Source organism: Desulfoscipio sp. XC116 (assembly GCF_039851975.1).
Taxonomy (GTDB): Bacteria; Bacillota; Desulfotomaculia; order Desulfotomaculales; family Desulfallaceae; genus Sporotomaculum.
In genome coordinates this window covers 3,729,993-3,747,017 of the sequence record NZ_CP156660.1, presented here as the reverse complement: position 1 = coordinate 3,747,017, position 17,025 = coordinate 3,729,993, and the positions used below count along the sequence as shown (strand labels likewise).

Sequence of the window (17,025 nt, the reverse complement as noted above, 5' to 3'; positions counted from 1 at the left end):
TAATTACATTAAAACAGGTGAGAAAAAATGGACACCGCAATAACCCGCAACAGCAACGACATGCTAATGAAATGCATGGCTGAAAGCCTCAAAGACAAAACCCTGACCTTCTTTGGCCTCAACACAGCCAGGATAGTAGGACTTTCACCCACCGCGCTGCCCGCCATAGAAGCCAGGGAAACCAGGACCGACACCATCTTTCTGCTGGCGGACCAAACACTGCTGCACCTGGAATTCCAGACCACCGTGAGCAAAGAAGACATCAGGCGCTTCCTGTTGTATGATGCCAGGCTGACCAGCCGGGAAAAGCAGGAACGAACTATCAGAACCGCCGTCATCTATTCGGGCGACATACAGCAGGCCCCCGAAACCCTGGACTGCGGCTCCATACTCTACCGGGTAACCAACATATACATGAAAGACTACGATGGCGACGCGGAATACCAAACACTGCGGCAAAGGATAACCGCCGAAGCGCTGCTGGATGACGAAGAACTGCTGAAACTGATATTTCTGCCCCTGATGAAAAGCAGGTTAAAAATAGAAGATCAGGCGGTTCAAACCCTGGAATTGGCTCGGCGGCTGAAAGACGAAAAGCAAAAAGTTTTTGCCATGTCCGGCATAATAGTAATCACTGACAAACATTTATCGGAAGCATACAAAAGACGTCTTCTGGAGGTGTTGAAAATGACCCAGATAGAACAGTGGATCAGGGAAGAAGGTAGAAAAGAAGGCAAAGAAGAAGGTAGAGAAGAAGGCGAAGCCAAAAAAGCGCTGGAAACCGCCCGGGCCGCGTTAAAGAAGGGGCTGCCGGAAGAAGTGGTGGCGGAAATTACCGGCTTGGATATGAAAACCATCAAGAAGCTTGGGAAAGAGCTGAACTAGACCGGGGGGGTTGCTTTCCGAGAGTAAACATGAGGTGGTCCGGCGCATCTGCGGGAGATTAGAAAACAGCGGACTTATTCGCCGGCAGAGAAGAAGCCTATACATGGGCATATATAATCCGGTCAATTCTGCCGGCTAAGTAACTTAAGTAAGGTCAAGGATTCGGAGTAAAAGCAGGGAGGTTTTTCATTGGGATCATCTGTCTTACAAAAGGGGTATGTGCAGGTCTATACCGGAAACTGCAAAGGCAAAACCACGGCTTCCTTGGGACTGGCCTTTCGGGCCATGGGTCGGGGGCTCAAAACTTATATAGGCCAGTTTATGAAGGGACAGCACTACGCAGAACTAAAATCGGCCGAAATGTGTAAACCTTATATAACCATTGAGCAGTACGGCAAAGACACTTTTATCCATGTGCAGAACCCTCCTCTGGAGGAAGACGTGAAAATGGCCGGGATAGGTTTGGAAAAAGCCAGGCAGGCTATGAATTCCGGGCGATACGATATAATTATATTTGACGAGATCAATACTGCTCATTACTTTCATCTGATCACAACGGAAGAAATGCTGGAAATCATCAGAACAAAGCTCGATAACGTGGAAGTAATATTTACCGGCCGATACGCTCCGCGTGAGGTTATCGAAGCGGCGGACCTGGTGACGGAAATGAAGGAGATCAAGCACTACTACGAAAAGGGGGTACCTGCCAGGGACGGTATCGAAAGGTAAGAGGACATTTGCCGCTTAAGCCGTTTTATCAAATTTCCAGGACTCCCGCTTCCATAAGTGGGAGTTCCTATTTTACTTCAGGTGGGGTAGAATTTCCATCTGAAGTCCCGATGTTCAGCTTTAACTGAAACTAACTTTTTCATTGGGTCCGGAAAGGATACGGATGATATCATATTGACAAGTATTTATCTAAATTATATTATTGTCATAACAATTATTTTTGGGCAAGTTAGCTATTTCTTTTCGGAAAACAAGGCGGTGTGTAAAGATAAGGGAGGGATTGCTATGGATAACAACGAACAAAAGAAACTTCTGCGGATGATGCTTTTAATCAGGCGTTTTGAAGAAAAATTGGTTGACTTAAGCCGAGATCCTCAAAAGCTCGGCGGTATGATGATTGTTTGCACGGGTCAGGAGGCTGTGGCCGCAGGGGCGGGGGCCGCTCTTTTGCCGGAGGATGTGATTATCAGCAATCACCGCAGTCACGGCCATTTGCTGGCCAAAGGCGCCGAGCCGGATTTGATTATGGCGGAAATAATGGGGCGGCGTACCGGTTACAACAAGGGCAAAAGCGGTACCTTGCACATCGCCGCGCCGGAAGTTAACGCTTTGTGCACCACTACTGTAGTGGGCGGGGGAATACCCATTGCCGTGGGCACAGCCTTTGCCGCGCAGTACCAGCGGGAAAATTATGTCACAGTTTGCTTCTTCGGCAATGGCGCTTCGGATGAGGGCAGCTTCCATGAAGCTTTAAATATGGCCTCGTTATGGGACCTGCCGGTTATCTTCGTTTGTGAAAACAATATCTATTCCGGTGCCCAGCGATTGGAAGAACATACCAGGGTTAAGGATATTGTGGACAGGGCGGGGGCTTACGCCATGCGCGGGGAAATAGTGGACGGCAATGATGCCTTGGCGGTTTATGAGGCTGTGCAAAAGGCACGGGAAGATTGCCTGTCGGGCGCCGGGCCGGTTTTAATTGAGTGCAAAACCTATCGCTGGGGCGGTCACGGTACCAGCGATGAGCAGCTTTACCAGCCCCAGGATGAAATTGCTCGTTGGAAAGAACAGTGTCCCATTAAAAAACTAAAGGCTTCCTTGATGCAACAAGAAGTGCTGACAGAACAAGAATACCGGCAGTTGGCAAGTGAAACAGAGCAAATTGTAGAGCGAGCCCTGCAGTTTGCCGAGGCCAGCCCGTGGCCGGATCCGGCGGAAGCTCTGGAAGATGTTTATGCTTAATACATTGGGGAGGTATGAAAAATGCAGGAACTCACTCTGGGGCAAGCGATAAACCAGGCCCTGCGCGAAGAAATGAACCGCGATGAGCGGGTCTTCATAGCCGGAGAAGGTGTAGGTATAAGTATTCACAGCGATCCGCGCATGGCTACCCACGGGCTGCTGGAGGAATTCGGCCCCCGCAGGGTCAAAGACACTCCGGTATCCGAGGCGGCCATAGCCGGTCTGGCTGTGGGCGCGTCTGTTATGGGACTTCTGCCGGTAGTGGAAATTATGTTTAATCCGTTTTTTACCATTGCCGCGGACCAAATAGTCAATCATGCAGCCAAGCTTCGTTATTTATCCGGTGGGAAGAGTAAGTTTCCCCTGGTGGTGCGGGTTAAAACCGGGGCGGGCATTGGCGCCGGCTGTCAGCATTCGCATAACCTGGAAGCCTGGGTGGCCCATACGCCGGGTCTTAAAGTGGTCATGCCCGGCACACCGGCCGATGCCAAAGGTTTGCTGAAATCGGCCATCCGAGATGAAAACCCGGTTATTTTTATCGAAGATATGATATTGAACTTTGTCCCCGGTCCTGTGCCCGAGGGCGATTACACAGTACCCATCGGAGTGGCGGATGTTAAAAAACCCGGCAGGGATGTGACGGTGGTTACCTGGTCCAAAATGCTCGGTGCGGCTTTTAAAGCTGCGGGACAGCTGGAGCAGGAGGGTATCAGCGTGGAGATAGTTGATTTGCGGACTCTGGTACCCCTGGATGAAGCCGCTATACTGGAGTCGGTGAGAAAAACCGGCCGGTTGGTGGTGCTGCACGAGGCCACTCGCACCGGCGGCTTTGGCGGTGAGATTGCCGCGCTGGCGGCGGAAAAAGCTTTTGATGCGTTAAAGGCCCCGGTGAAACGTGTAACCGCTCCGGATATACCCGTACCTTTCAGTAAACCTTTGGAGGATTTTTATATGCCCAATGAAAATAGTTTAATAGAGGCCATAAAGGAGATTTTTTAGGGAGCATAAAGGGGAGCAATAGGGTCGAATCTATTGCTCCCTTTGTTTTTTTTAATATGATAAAATATAAGAGATTTAGTACATAGGAACATGAAAACAGTATCCGTGTTCCATCCATGTTTTCAATGAAAGGTGTTGAACATGCTCCGGCAAGAAATACTCAGTTATTTAAAGGCGTATAAAAATTCATTTATTACCTTGGGTAAGCTTGAACAAGCCTGCCCCGGTTCAACAACTTATGAACAATTTGCTGAAACAATACTCACTCTGGAAGGACAGGGAGTATTAAAGAAGATAGATTCAGCGGGCGAAAATTATAAAAAGCCTTCCTTAGCCAATAAATACGCCATCAAGAAAGATGCCTTAAGATCTCATCAGCAAGAAATCAAACAGTGGCAGTTGACAGTCCACCCGTTAATGAGTTTGGATCGCTACTACAAGCTAAATGAAAAAGAATGGCATAAGGATTTAGTATACATTAAAAAACTTGATGCTTATTTAGAAAATAACGGTATTCCTCAGCTGCCTGCTTCCATGCCGCAGCGTTCTTATGAGCTGGTGGCCGATGAAAAATGGCTGGAGGCGGGGGGGATGAAAGTTCTGGAGCGGTTGGGTGTTCTGGAACAGTTAAAAATAGAAGTAACCCCTGATCCGCTCATGTTTTCCGTAGCACCTGATAAGTTTGCCGCACCATTACATCTGCATTTGGTTGTGGAAAACAAAACCACCTATTATGCTTTAGCCGATATGCTTTGCAAAACACAGTTTACCTCACTGGTTTATGGGGAAGGCTGGAAAGCGGTGGCCAATCTGGCCCATTTGCCAAAGCAGCTGAATCTTTCGGAATGTGCGCACATTATTTATTATTTTGGTGACTTGGATGCCGAGGGCATTCGTATCTGGTGGTCTATAAATAACAAAGTCAAGCTTAAGCCTGCCGTTACCTTCTATCGGGCGCTTTTGACCAAGCGGGCGGAATTGGGCAAACAAAACCAGCGCCTGGATCGCCAGGCATTGGAACAGTTTACGGCCCATTTTAACCGGGCGGAACAGCAAATGATAACCGGCCTCTTATCCGCAGGCCGCTATTATCCCCAGGAAGCGTTAAACAAGAACGAACTTCAGGAAATATGGAGAAATAGCACATGGACGGCCAGCTAAAAGGAATTACATCGGGATACCATGAGCGTATGCATCGCATCGGCTTATTCGAACCGCTTTATAAGCTTAAGAATAAAACCGGCAAAGATAAAAGCGGCGAGCCCATTGACTATTATGGCCTGGGCATGCTGACCCTGCTTTTTTTCTTTGAACATATGTTAATGAGAAAAAAAGCCGGCGTTCGTGAACTCGCCAGATATCTGGCCGGTCTCGCAGGCGATGTTATAACGCTTGATGCGTCCGGTTATGAAAATTTAGCCCGTTTAATTATTGAAACTTTTCGGCCGCCTCTGGGGAAAAGATCCACGCATATTTTTTATAATTGGGAAACCCGTCAAATGGAGCAAGCCTCGTACTCTTATTTAAAGGCCGCCAAACATGACCTGGAAACGTACAGCCAATATTATGTCTTGGACGAGCATGGGTTGGAGCTTGTTTTTGCCACTAAAGAATTTTTCAGCGAGTTTCAATTATCCATTAACCAGCTGCTTTTGCGTAAGCAGCTGGAAAAAGGGGAGTTTGTGGGAGCCTTAAGACAAATTGAAGAGATGCGCATGAACGTGGAACAGCTGCAGGAACGAATGAGAAAAGTAAAGCAGGAAATTCAGCGCAATATTATCTCTGATGAGTCTTACCAGCGTTATGAGCAAACGATACAAGATGTGCATCAGCGGCTGAGGCGCGAGAATGAAGAGTTCGAAGAGCTGCTGGCCTTCGTGCATGAAACCAGGGACCGGCTGGGTTATGAGAAGACAGACCGCCGGGATCAAAGAGCTTATGAGCTTATTTTAAAAATTGACGGCGAGCTGGGTGAAGTTCACCACCAACACAGTCTTCTGCTGAAAAAATCCATAGAATTAAATACCACTGTTTTAAAGGCCGCCCGGGAGTCTTTATATTTTGTGGCCGTGAATTCATTTAATTTTGACCAGGAAATCGTATCCAAGCTGATTACTGTTCCACTGCCTGTTAAGACTGCCCGTGTGCTGGTGGAGCCTTTCTTATCGCTGGAACAACACCGGGGATGGTCTCCGTTAACGGTATTTGCGCCTCAGTATATCGGGGGAGATGACCCCTTAAATGACGACGGAGAATTTTTGTCTATTTCTTCGGAGGAGCAGAGGTTATTGGAACAAAAAATACAAAAGCAAAACTTTACCCAAATAATGGAGTTAATTAACCGACTGTTTAAGGAACCGGTTGAGTTTACGCTCCGGCAAATGGTTGAGCAGTTAAAAATATGTGGGCGGGCTGACATGCTGGATCACAGATCGTTTTATGATTTTTGGCTATTGCTGCACCAAAATTCTCCTTTAAACATAGCTAAATTCAGCCATGATGAGCAAGTCGCCCCATTTGCCGGCGCACAGCAAGTATTTGGTGCAAAGGCACGGAAAATAACCGTTGAGGAACTGCCGGAAATTGTGAGCGTCAACGAGCGCTATGAGATTCAAAATTTTATTTTTTGTCTGGGGCGGTAAAAATTATGCTGTATGAACAAGAACAAATTATGCAGGCTTTTCGTTTATTTGCCAGGCTAAGTATGGCGGGTAAAGGAAGCGAAGATGAACTCAGACTGTATTTTAGTGATGATCAGGTCAGGGGTTTGGTCGATCAGTTTGCCCGGGAGGTTGACTGCGCGATTATATCAGCCGGGGATAATCTTTATTTCGTGCCGCTGGCCTTAAGCTCTCCGCATCATATTAAGAATGAAACGTTAAAACGGACTTATTTAAAGGCCGGCTCTACAAACAACGACATTTATTTAATGTATGTGTCAATCATTGTTTTATTTGGAGCGTTTTATAATAGTTATCAAACGGTAGAACCGACAATAGATTTTATCTCCATGAGTGAATGGCTGAAACTGCTGGATGAACGCCTGCAAGCGTTAAAAGAGCATGACCCGGAAATGCTGAAGGATGCGGAAAAGGAATATAAGTTTAATTGGTGTGCCATTTTGGAAAAGTGGGATGCGCTGGACGACTTAAAGGAAACCGCTAAATCTCAGGATAAGCGTACAAACAGCCGCCTGGGCTTTCTGGACAGTGTAAAACGATTTCTTGAGGTTCAGGAACTTATTCAGGATATTGGTAATCATGAGCTTGAATTATCGGAAAAGGCCAAAACTATTATTCAGCGTTATTACATGGAAATGGAATATAACCGTGGTATTTTGGAGTTCATGTACCAACTTGAGGAAAAGAAAGGGGAAGCTTAAAGTTGCCGGCAATCTCTAAGATTAGATTTACAAACATAATTTATGAAGGTGGGGCAAAAAGGTATAATGATGATATTTTTTTGTTTGACGGATACAATGGCATAATTTTATTGGAGAATGGCGGCGGTAAAACAGTTTTTATCCAGGCGGCAATTCAAGCGGTACTGCCGCATCAGGATCTGGCTGAACGCAAGATAAAAGACACCTTGCTGCTGCATGGTGTAAGTGCCCATGTGGCTATTGAATGGATCATCAATGAACATCCCCGGCGCTATGCCTTAACGGCGGTCACCCTGTTTTTGAAAAACGATGAACTTCATTCTTATCGCTATATTTATGAATACGAGGCCGGCGACTCCAATGCCATTGAGGATCTCCCCTTTGTGCGCCCGGGAAAAAACGGCGCCAAGCGTCCGGCGGCCTTCGGGGAAATGCAGGATTACTATCATGAAATGACTAAAAAATCAATGTTGGCTCAAACCTTTCCAACAATTTCAGCCTATCATCAATATATGGAAAATAATTTAAAAATTATCCCTTCCCAGTGGAAAAAAATTGTGGATATTAATGGGGCGGAAGGGGAAGTGGAAGGCTTTTTCGAAGGGTGCAAGACCACAACCCAGCTGGTTGATCAGCTATTGATTCCCACTGTTGAAGAAGCGCTGGCGGGCAATGGCGCAAAGGATTTTGCCGAGCTTTTTGATAAACAGCGTGCGCATTTTAGAGAACATAAGCGGCTGCAAAAACAACTTGAGGAAAATAAGAGTATTGAAGAGCGCGTGAACGGTTATGTTGAGCAATATGACAGCCTTTACCATGAAGAACAAAAATGGCTGCGGGATATGCAAAAGGCGAAGTCTTTTTATGAGCTGACATTAACCGATAAGGAAGAGAATGAAAGACAGCGGCAAAACCTGGAGGATAAATACGCCGAATTAAAAGAAAATCAAGAGATGTCCAAACGGAAATGGAAGTCATATGAAATTAGAAAGCTGGAAGAGGAATACGGGCAGGTTGAGGCTGCTTATTTGGTTGTTCGGGAGCAATACCTGGAGTACGATAATAAATTAACGGAAATTGAACGGCGCTGCCAGTCCCTGGAGATGGCGCTTATCAGACAAAAAATTAAAGGTTATGAAGAACGTAAGGCGGAGTTGGAAAAGCAGCTGCGGCAGTTGGAACAAAGCCCCGGGGCAGTTGAATTGGAAAAGGAACTGACCCGGGTCCGGCAAGAGTTAAAAGGTTACTTTGTTGCGAATGAACAAAAAATTGAAGCCGAGTTAAACGCCCGGCGGGAACAATTGACGTATTATGAAGAGATTAAAGACAAGCTGGAGAAAGAATTAAGACAGCTTAATAAACAAGAGAATGAAATTACCGGTAAGATAGCTGCTTTGGATGGGGGGATTAATTCCGCCGTCAGGCAGATGACCAATTTGAGAAGGCAGATTTTAATTAACCCTGACAAAGAACAGGTGGAAGCTGTTATACCGCAATTGGAAAAGAAAGCGGAAGAACTTGAAAAAAATCAATGGGATTTTCATAAAAAGTTAAACGAGCTGGCCGGTGAAAAGGATAACTTAGGACAGCTGATCAAACAAACTCGTAGCGAAAAAGACGAAGTTTTAGAAAGGGTAACCAAGGTCGGCCAGGCGATCCGAAGTATTGAAACCGCTGAAAAACGACTAAAAGAACAGCTCTTGCTGCAAAACCCTGAGTTTGCCCGTTATAACTCTCTGTATACAGATGAAGCCTCCATAAAAGCTCAGATTGAAGAAAAGGTAATTTACTTAAATAAAGAAAAACAAGCTTTATTGAACAAAGAGCGCCTAGCCTACCGGTTTATCGACGACTATAACGACTGTGAAACCTTTACCGCCGATCCGCTGTTGGAAAAGCTTGTTCAAGGCTGGCAATCCCAATTTCCTTACTTGGAGCTGGGTTCCACATTTATTGAACGGGCTTATGCCGCCCGCCGGGATGCTATGGCCGGCGATTCATTCTTGCTTTGGCCCATGGCCTTAATTACTTCGGAAGAGGACACGGAAAAGCTGGTTAAGAAGCTGGAACTGCAGCGGAGAAGATTTACCCACCCGGTAATTGTTCTGTCATCAAGACAAGCGCGGTCTTATTTAGATGGCCTGGAAACGGATTTAACGATTGTTGAGCCGCGGGACTGGAAGCAAAATGTATATAAAGATAAATTTGCGGCCTGGAAAGAAAAGCTGCAAAGTGAAGCGGAGGATATTAAACAGCAGCGGGAGCAATGCGAAGCAGCTTATAACAGCTGGAGTATATTGCTGGCTAATATGCTTGAATTTTACCGCCAATATCCCTTTGATCATTTCGAGGAGCTGAAGAAGCAGCAAATAACTTTGGTTGAGCGGCAAGAAAAAATTAAAAATGCATTGCGGCAGGCCGAAAGCCGGCTGGTCCAAGTAGATGAAGAAAGGGAGCTGTATCAGAAGCGCCTGCGGGACGCGGAGAGAAGCAAAAATGATGTTGAGCGCAGGCTGGCATATGCCGGAGATTATCTGGAACAAAAATCCGTTTGGGAAGATGCCCGCAAAGAAAAGCATAGTTGGCTGCAAGAACAGCAGCGCAACCGGACAAAACAAGAAAAACTAAACAATGACTATCAGCTGCGGCTCAAGGTCATTAAGGAATTTGAATCAGGTACCGGGAATATAAAAAATCAGCTGATGTTATTGCAAAATGACGAGGAATATAAAAATATTCAGCATATCCATAACCTGGAGCCTATTTTTTCACAGGCTCTCTTAACTACCCTAAAAGAGCGCAAAAGAAACATTGAAGCTCAATTGCGCAAGGAACAAAGCAGCAGGGAAAGTATCCAGGATAATATAGGGAGATGCAGCCGGGATTTGGCCGACCGGCAGCGTGAGTTGGAGCGCAAACAAGCTAACGCCCGGGATGATGTTGATCTGGCCATTGAATTTCCCTTGTATGGCAACGAAGAACTTTTAGAACTGGCCGGCCAGAGAAAAGAAATTGGAAAAAGGATAAAGCCGGTTAAGGATAAACATACCAGACTGGAAAAAGATCTTAATGCCCAAAAAGCCGTGTTGGAATCCCGCACGGGTGATTTTAAAAGAGATTTTTACCCCCATCCTATTGACCTTTTTCATGATCCGTTAAGTATGGTGCTGGAGAGCTTGCAGGAAGAAGAAAAGGAATTGCTGGAGCGGGAAAATGAATTAAATGTTGAGCAAACAAATTTACAAAAGGAAGCTGCCGCATTATCAGAGGCTTATAACCTGCTCTGGGGCAAAAACCAGCATTTTGGATTCTTATCCGAAGATATTGAAGCTGCTGTTCTGGAAGGAGAGATTACGGCCAATTATGCTTACCGGCGCGAGGAAATGCTGGAAAGCCTTTTCAGCCGGTTGAGCGATGGCGAACAAAAGGTGAGCAAGATGCGGGAAAGAATAGCTGAGCAGCGCCAGACATTGATAGAATACTGCAACCAGGAAGTTAAAGATATCCGTATGCGGGAAGATGTGAAAACCGGTTTAAGAGATAATAAAACTTATGCCCAGGTGCTTGAGTGGCACGGGCGCATGCAAAAACGAATCCAAAGTATTATTGTTATTATTGAAAAGGATTTAAGAAATCATAATGTTGAGCTGGAGCAATTCATTGCCCACCTGCATGGACACTTAAAGAGAATTAAAGAAGAGTTGGAGCAGATACCAAGAAAGACCAGGGTTAAGGTTGACGACAAATGGAAGGAGATATACATTTTCAGTGTTCCCGGCTGGCAGGAGGAGGAAGGCAAGGAAGAGCTGAGAAGACAGATATACTGGATGTTGGGGGAACTGGAGGACGGCCGATTTAAAGATGAGTCCGGCCATGAGGATGAGGCTAAAGTGCGCAAAGCCATTGAAAAATGGCTTCAATCAAAACAACTGCTGCGGGCGGTTATGAAAAATGAAACAATTAAAGTCAAATGCCGCAAGGTAAGCAATGACGGGAAAGTAAGCGGAGGGCTTTACTCCTGGGAGGAATCCAATCGCTGGAGCGGGGGAGAAAAATGGAGTAAGTATATGACTTTGTTTTTAGGTATTTTGAATTACCTGGCGGAAAAGCGGCAGCACATAAATCAGAACGTTAAACGCTTCAGCAGCGTTATTGTAGACAACCCGTTCGGTAAAGCTTCAAGCGATCATGTGCTGGAGCCGGTATTCTTTGTTGCCGAACAGCTGGGCTTTCAAATAATAGCGCTGACCGCTCATACCGACGGCAGTTTTATTCGCAATTATTTTCCCGTGGTGTACAGCTGCCGCCTGCGCCGGGCGGAAGGCAGCGATAAATTAATTATGACTAAAGAGAAAGAATTAAAAAAAGCTTATTTTAAAGATCATGATCCCGAGGTGCTGGATAGATTGGGTGAATATAAACAGTTATCCTTGTTTTAGTGAAGAAGTGGTTTCAAGTTCAAGGGGGCATATAAATGATATGTGAAATTATTTTTACCGGTACGGAACTCCTGCTCGGTCAGATAGTAAATACAAACGCGCAGTTGATTCAACAAGAGTTGTCCGCGCTGGGCGTAAATTTATATTACCAGGTTACCGTGGGTGATAATCTGCAGCGCTGTGCCGCGGCTATTAAGCAGGCGGCCGGGCGTGCCGACTTGATTATCGTTGGCGGCGGACTGGGGCCGACTGAAGACGATATCAGCCGTGAAGCATTGGCCGGGGCATTGCGGTTGGATCTCGTGCAGGATGATCAGGCCTTGAAAGTGGTCAGGCGTTATTTTGACCGGCGCGGCATACCCGTTACGTCAAATAATCTAAAGCAGGCGCTGGTGCCCGCAGGCGGTTGGGCTGTAGACAATCCCATCGGTACCGCTCCGGGTATTATACTGGAACAGGCCGGCAAGACATACATACTGGTGCCGGGCCCTCCCATAGAGTTCAATATGATGATAAGGGATCAAATCATCCCTTATTTGCGAGGTAAGCTGGCGGACGAAGTGGGGATCATAAAATCCAGGGTGCTTAAATTCTGCGGTATTGGCGAGTCGTTGCTGGATGATAAGCTAAGCGACTTATTAAAAAGTGCCAATCCAACCGTAGCCCCCACGGCCAAGTTTTCCGAAGTGCACCTGCGCATCACTGCCAAGGCGCGCCAGGCAAGTCTTGCGGAGGAAATGATTGACAATATGGAAAGCGAAATCAGGGAACGCTTGGGCTCTTATATATTTGGCGTTGATGATGAGACTTTGCCCGGGGCGGTGACCCGGATTTTGCTTGAGCAGGGCAAAACGGTTGCGGTGGCGGAGAACTTTACCGGCGGGCAGCTGGCATATAAACTATCTTTTGCCGATGGTGCGGAATATACCTTTATAGCCGGGCTGATTGCCAGGGACTACCGGCGGCTGCAGGAAAAAGCCTGCCTGATGTCGGGCGATATACCGCAAAAGGCCGAGGCAAGGGCCGGGCGCATAGCCTCCCTGGTGGGAAAACAGTTTGGCGCCGATATTGGGATGGCTGTAGCTGTGGAGCCGGGCGAGAAGGCCGATGCTGCGGTACAGGAATACAATTTATATATAGCCGCGGATTGCAACGGCCGCTTAATGTTGAAAAAGGTGTTATGGAGCGGCGAGCGGGAAGCGATAACCAGGCGGGCCGCTGCCGTGGCCCTGGTATTTTTATGGCGGTACCTAAAGCACGGTATACCGTTTTAGAGGCGGGAAGTAAGCCTTTGGATAATCTTGCGTACAGAGGAAGCAGGGGCATGGCTCTTTTGCTTCCTTAATTATTTTCCTATATAATTGCAGCCAAATGGTAGTTAAGAAATCAGGTTATCCTGCTTGCCATGGAAAAGTGCGGAGGGCGCGGGTTGTTGCCTTTTTATTGCAATACTGTTGAATTGTTAGAGTACAATGCGCTGTACCAATCTGTTAGAATAATGGATGGTGTGTATTTTTGATAGGAGGCCCGGCTGGAATTGGAGGTGTGTGTATGAGGTTGTCATATCCGCTGATTTTACTGGCGGCAACGGCTTGGGGCAGTATAGGCATACCGGGGGAAAAACTGTTTGCCCTCGGCCTTGCGCCCGAGCAGGTGATTTGGTTCAGGGCAGCGATATGTTTTCTCGGTATGTTTGTAATTTGCCTGGTTTTTAACCGGCCACGCCTTAAAATTGAACTGCATAAACTGCCTCTGCTTTTTTTATACGGCGTGATTGGTGTGACTATGTTTTACTATGCTTATTTTAATGCTATTGATAAAACCGGTATGGCAATGGCGGCCATATTGCTGTATACGGCTCCCGCCATGGTAGTGGTCATTTCCAGGCTTGTTTTTAAAGAAAATATTGACTTAAGAAAAATATTTTGTATTTTATTGACAACTACAGGGTGTTTTTTAGTTGTTAAAGGATATGATATAAATAACCTGAAATTAAATTTGCCGGGTATTTTAATGGGCTTACTGGCGGGCTTCTGCTATGCTATGTATTCAATATTCGGCAAAATGGCTTCAGCCAGCGTCCATCCTTGGACGGTGATTGTGTATACCCAGGGGATTAGCTTAATATTTTTATCATTTTTACATTTTCCCGCTGAAGTGTTTGCCGGTCACTATGAAAGCACCGCCTGGTTTTATCTTTTGTATATCGGTATAGTGCCGACGTTATTGGCTTATTTATGTTATAACGCGGCCTTGAAACATGTTGAAGCCGGCCGGGCCAGTATTATCGCCACTTTGGAACCGGTTGTCGCTGTTTTTTTAGCATACGTTTTTTTAAAGCAGGTGCTCGATCCGGTTCAAGCACTGGGCGCGGTGCTGGTAGTTTCGGCGGTAGTTATTGTGCAGCTGCCTGCCAGGTTATCTAAAAACACCGGTCCGGCCAAAATACTTAAGTTTAATCGTGATTTAAAATAATTTCTTTAAGCGGGCGTTTGGGGACATGATGCCGGCCTTCCGAGTCCCGCCAGTATCTTATGTTACCGTCTTGAACCGTTTCCAAAACGACGGTTTCTTTTGGTTTGCCAATGGCGATAACCAATAATATTTCATAAAGTTCAGGAATGCCGAGTGCTTCGCGCAGCTTGTTGCGCTGTATGGAGGCAAGAATACAACCGCCCAGCCCTATTTGAGCGGCGCCAAGGAGAATACTCTGAGCGGCTATGCCGGAATCCACCCCGAAATTATTGCTGATGCCGGTGTCGCCCAGAATTATTATATAAGCCGATGGCTTTTCCCCCTCGGCAGGACCGGGCCAATCTTTTAGGTAGGCGGCCCAGGCCAGGGTGGAAAAAATTTGCCGGTTGGTTTGGACTTTGTTGGAGATGACGTATTTAAGAGGTTGTTTGTTGGCCGTGGAAGCCGATAATCCAGCCAGGCTAACCAAATCCTCCAACACCTGGTAATCGACTAAAAAATTCTGTTGATACCGGCGATAGCTTCTGTTTTTTTCAATAAGCGTTTTAAATTGTTGCAGCAATGGGTTTATACTCCTTCCATGATTTATTTAACCTGACTAACTTGGCGCGGGTAAGTCTCTCACTTCTATAAGTGGGAGTACAATGCCAATTAAGTCATGCATTTGCAGTTCTAAAATTCAGGGGGAGTTGAATCTCCCCCTGAGTTTTAGAACTTGCTTCAATGTTATTTACCGCCATGTAAATATAAAAAATAATTAATATTTCTCTAATATTAATTTAATAAATACCCTTTACAATAATAATAAAATGTACCGGAAGGTTTGGCGCACTTTGGTAACTTTCCGGAAAGGGCAGGTGTTCTAAATAAGAGGTTTCTATTTTCTGGTTATTATTCTGGCTATAATTACAATTTTTTTGCCTGCGGTGCATAACGGAATTAGCTGAGCTAATCCTGGAAATCCGCTTGCGCCCGTTTTTTGTATAGCATCTAAAATATTCATAACGGCAAGGTTTATGTATTTAATAAATACTACCATGAAAACGGCGATTGGAGAACCTTGCAAAGCGATTTCTCTTCCTGAATGCCCACTTCCGTAAAAAGGAGTCGGGCTTTATTGTTATTGGTTTGAACTTTGAACAATTTTGCAAAAAGCTATAAAATACAATTAACTGATTGTGATTGCATATGTTGCAATAATTACATAGAGAGCCGGGTGATCTTTTTGAATCAAATAAAATTAAAATACGATTTGGATGAGTCTCCTCCCTTGACGGAATTGCTGCTGCTCAGCTTACAGTGGCTGGCTATTTCTATTCCCACAATTATAATTATCGGCCAGGTAGTGGCAGTGTTGCATTTTGATAATCCGGGGGAACAGATCATCTATGTGCAGAAATTATTTTTTATTACGGGTCTGGTTATGCTGGTTCAGTTGCTGTGGGGGCATCGCCTGCCGCTGATTGTGGGTCCGGCGGCAGTGCTGCTCATTGGTGTTTTAGCGGGCCGGGGAAGCAGTATTAACGCTATTTATTCAGCTATTTTTATCGGGGGTATTATACTTACCTTATTTAGTCTCACCGGTCTGTTTGCCCATTTGAAAAAGTTTTTCACGATCCGGGTGGTGGCGGCGATCTTGTTGCTCATAGCCTTTACTCTTACGCCCACGATCATGAATATGATACTGCCGCCTTCAGGCAGCGGAGTATCTTCCCTGTTTAATCTATCGTTTGCTTTTATCCTGGTCTTTTTAATGTTTGTCGCCAACAAGTTTTTAACCGGCATATGGAAATCAACTTTAATTATCTGGGCCATGCTTATCGGCACACTGGCCTATTCGGTGCTGTCTCCGCAGGCGGTTGGATTGGAAACCGGCGGTTATCAATTGCTGGCCTCTTCTTTTAAAGACATCACTTTCGAAATATCTTTGGAGCCTGGTTTGCTGCTTTCGTTTCTGATTTGCTTTTTAGCCTTAGCCATAAATGACCTTGGTTCAATACAATCCGTGGGTGAATTATTAAAACTCGATGATATGCCTAAACGCATAACCAGGGGGATCACCTTTACCGGTCTGGGCAATGTGCTGTCGGGTCTTCTGGGGGTTGTCGGGCCGGTTAATTTTTCACTCAGTCCGGGGGTGATAGCATCTACCGGATGTGCTTCACGGTTTACTTTGATTCCCGCCGCCCTGGGTCTGTTAATGCTGTCCTTTCTGCCCGTGGCCATTGCGTTTATGGACAGCATACCTTCAGTAATTATTGGTACGGTGCTTATTTATGTTATGTGTTCGCAAATAGCGGCCGGTTTGCTTATGGCCTTTGGCTCAATGGAATTTGATTTTGACAGCGGGCTGATTATCGGTTTGCCTATTATGTTGGGTATTGTCGTTTCCTTTTTCCCTGCGGAGGAGTTAAACACACTGCCTGTTTCACTAAGACCAATTTTGGGTAATGGTTTTGTGGTGGGCGTTATAGCGGTTATGTTTTTAGAGCATGTGATATACCGCAATAAATAAAAATCAGTTCGTTTTAAATGCTATATTTTCGGACTTGGTGATTATGTAAACATGCCAATACTTACCGGGGGTTGATTGACCGAGTTTTTGACACTGCTAATACAGGAGGTGAAACCCTTGAAAAAAATAAAAAACAAGGATAAGGGCTTGAACAATATGAAGGTACCGATACACAGGGACAATACCGAGGCCGGTTTTATTCCTTTTTACGAGTTTGCGGAAGGGCTATCCGATATGGGCAATAAACAAAAAAAAGTTGATCATCGTGATGATGCGCACTGAAGTAGTACCCGTGTATTTGCCAACATAATCTGGCGCTATTAAAAAGGGAGTGTCGCGAAATTACTTTCTTAAAGTAG

13 protein-coding genes are annotated in these 17,025 nt (G+C 45.7%); 12 read left to right on the top strand and 1 reads right to left on the bottom strand.

Annotated features, from left to right (window positions below):
* Positions 1-27: 27 nt before the first annotated feature.
* The 10 genes from ABDB91_RS17650 to ABDB91_RS17605 all read left to right on the top strand — a co-directional run bounded on the left by ABDB91_RS17650 (position 28) and on the right by ABDB91_RS17605 (position 14,151).
* Positions 28-885, top strand: a complete 858-nt coding sequence (locus ABDB91_RS17650) for a hypothetical protein (RefSeq protein WP_347488996.1) — start codon at positions 28-30, stop codon at positions 883-885.
* 189 nt (positions 886-1,074) lie between these two features.
* Positions 1,075-1,614 carry a cob(I)yrinic acid a,c-diamide adenosyltransferase gene (locus tag ABDB91_RS17645; protein ID WP_347488995.1) on the top strand — a complete coding sequence of 180 codons (540 nt, stop codon included), beginning with the start codon at positions 1,075-1,077 and terminating at the stop codon, positions 1,612-1,614.
* Between the two features lie 285 nt (positions 1,615-1,899).
* Positions 1,900-2,856, top strand: a complete 957-nt coding sequence (locus ABDB91_RS17640) for a thiamine pyrophosphate-dependent dehydrogenase E1 component subunit alpha (RefSeq protein WP_347488993.1) — start codon at positions 1,900-1,902, stop codon at positions 2,854-2,856.
* 21 nt (positions 2,857-2,877) lie between these two features.
* Positions 2,878-3,855, top strand: a complete 978-nt coding sequence (locus ABDB91_RS17635) for an alpha-ketoacid dehydrogenase subunit beta (RefSeq protein ID WP_347488992.1) — start codon at positions 2,878-2,880, stop codon at positions 3,853-3,855.
* A 141-nt stretch (positions 3,856-3,996) separates the two neighbouring features.
* Positions 3,997-5,016 (top strand): Wadjet anti-phage system protein JetD domain-containing protein, encoded by a 1,020-nt coding sequence (locus ABDB91_RS17630; RefSeq protein ID WP_347488991.1) that lies wholly within the window; start codon positions 3,997-3,999, stop codon positions 5,014-5,016.
* Positions 5,001-6,497, top strand: coding sequence for a replicative DNA helicase (locus ABDB91_RS17625; protein WP_347488990.1), 1,497 nt, complete (start codon positions 5,001-5,003; stop codon positions 6,495-6,497). The genes ABDB91_RS17630 and ABDB91_RS17625 overlap by 16 nt, the downstream gene beginning before the upstream one ends.
* 5 nt (positions 6,498-6,502) lie before the next feature.
* The gene (locus ABDB91_RS17620; protein ID WP_347488988.1) at positions 6,503-7,237 is read left to right on the top strand and encodes a DUF6063 family protein; all 735 of its coding nucleotides are present in this window, start codon (positions 6,503-6,505) and stop codon (positions 7,235-7,237) included.
* An 80-nt stretch (positions 7,238-7,317) separates the two neighbouring features.
* Complete coding sequence (locus ABDB91_RS17615; RefSeq protein ID WP_347488986.1) at positions 7,318-11,676, top strand: hypothetical protein; 4,359 nt, start codon at positions 7,318-7,320, stop codon at positions 11,674-11,676.
* Positions 11,677-11,711: 35 nt separating this feature from the next.
* Positions 11,712-12,950: a CinA family nicotinamide mononucleotide deamidase-related protein gene (locus ABDB91_RS17610; protein ID WP_347488985.1), complete on the top strand. Its 1,239-nt coding sequence runs from the start codon at positions 11,712-11,714 to the stop codon at positions 12,948-12,950.
* 277 nt (positions 12,951-13,227) lie between these two features.
* Positions 13,228-14,151 (top strand): EamA family transporter, encoded by a 924-nt coding sequence (locus ABDB91_RS17605; RefSeq protein WP_347488984.1) that lies wholly within the window; start codon positions 13,228-13,230, stop codon positions 14,149-14,151.
* Here ABDB91_RS17605 and ABDB91_RS17600 read toward each other — a convergent pair.
* Positions 14,132-14,713 (bottom strand): nitroreductase family protein, encoded by a 582-nt coding sequence (locus ABDB91_RS17600; RefSeq protein ID WP_347488982.1) that lies wholly within the window; start codon positions 14,711-14,713, stop codon positions 14,132-14,134. The genes ABDB91_RS17605 and ABDB91_RS17600 overlap by 20 nt on opposite strands.
* Before the next feature lie 654 nt (positions 14,714-15,367).
* On the opposite strand from ABDB91_RS17600, the gene ABDB91_RS17595 reads away from it, so the two are divergent.
* Together ABDB91_RS17595 and ABDB91_RS17590 are read left to right on the top strand one after the other, a co-directional pair.
* Complete coding sequence (locus tag ABDB91_RS17595; protein WP_347488980.1) at positions 15,368-16,666, top strand: solute carrier family 23 protein; 1,299 nt, start codon at positions 15,368-15,370, stop codon at positions 16,664-16,666.
* Positions 16,667-16,783: 117 nt separating this feature from the next.
* Complete coding sequence (locus ABDB91_RS17590; protein WP_347488979.1) at positions 16,784-16,948, top strand: hypothetical protein; 165 nt, start codon at positions 16,784-16,786, stop codon at positions 16,946-16,948.
* Positions 16,949-17,025: the final 77 nt, after the last annotated feature.

Excerpts from the sequence above, each read along its gene's own strand:
- ABDB91_RS17625 (WP_347488990.1), top strand. The coding sequence starts at position 5,001 with ATGGACGGCCAGCTAAAAGGAATTACATCGGGATACCATGAGCGTATG.
- ABDB91_RS17610 (WP_347488985.1), top strand. The coding sequence starts at position 11,712 with ATGATATGTGAAATTATTTTTACCGGTACGGAACTCCTGCTCGGTCAG.
- ABDB91_RS17605 (WP_347488984.1), top strand. The coding sequence starts at position 13,228 with ATGAGGTTGTCATATCCGCTGATTTTACTGGCGGCAACGGCTTGGGGC.
- ABDB91_RS17650 (WP_347488996.1), top strand. The coding sequence starts at position 28 with ATGGACACCGCAATAACCCGCAACAGCAACGACATGCTAATGAAATGC.
- ABDB91_RS17620 (WP_347488988.1), top strand. The coding sequence starts at position 6,503 with ATGCTGTATGAACAAGAACAAATTATGCAGGCTTTTCGTTTATTTGCC.
- ABDB91_RS17630 (WP_347488991.1), top strand. The coding sequence starts at position 3,997 with ATGCTCCGGCAAGAAATACTCAGTTATTTAAAGGCGTATAAAAATTCA.
- ABDB91_RS17635 (WP_347488992.1), top strand. The coding sequence starts at position 2,878 with ATGCAGGAACTCACTCTGGGGCAAGCGATAAACCAGGCCCTGCGCGAA.
- ABDB91_RS17640 (WP_347488993.1), top strand. The coding sequence starts at position 1,900 with ATGGATAACAACGAACAAAAGAAACTTCTGCGGATGATGCTTTTAATC.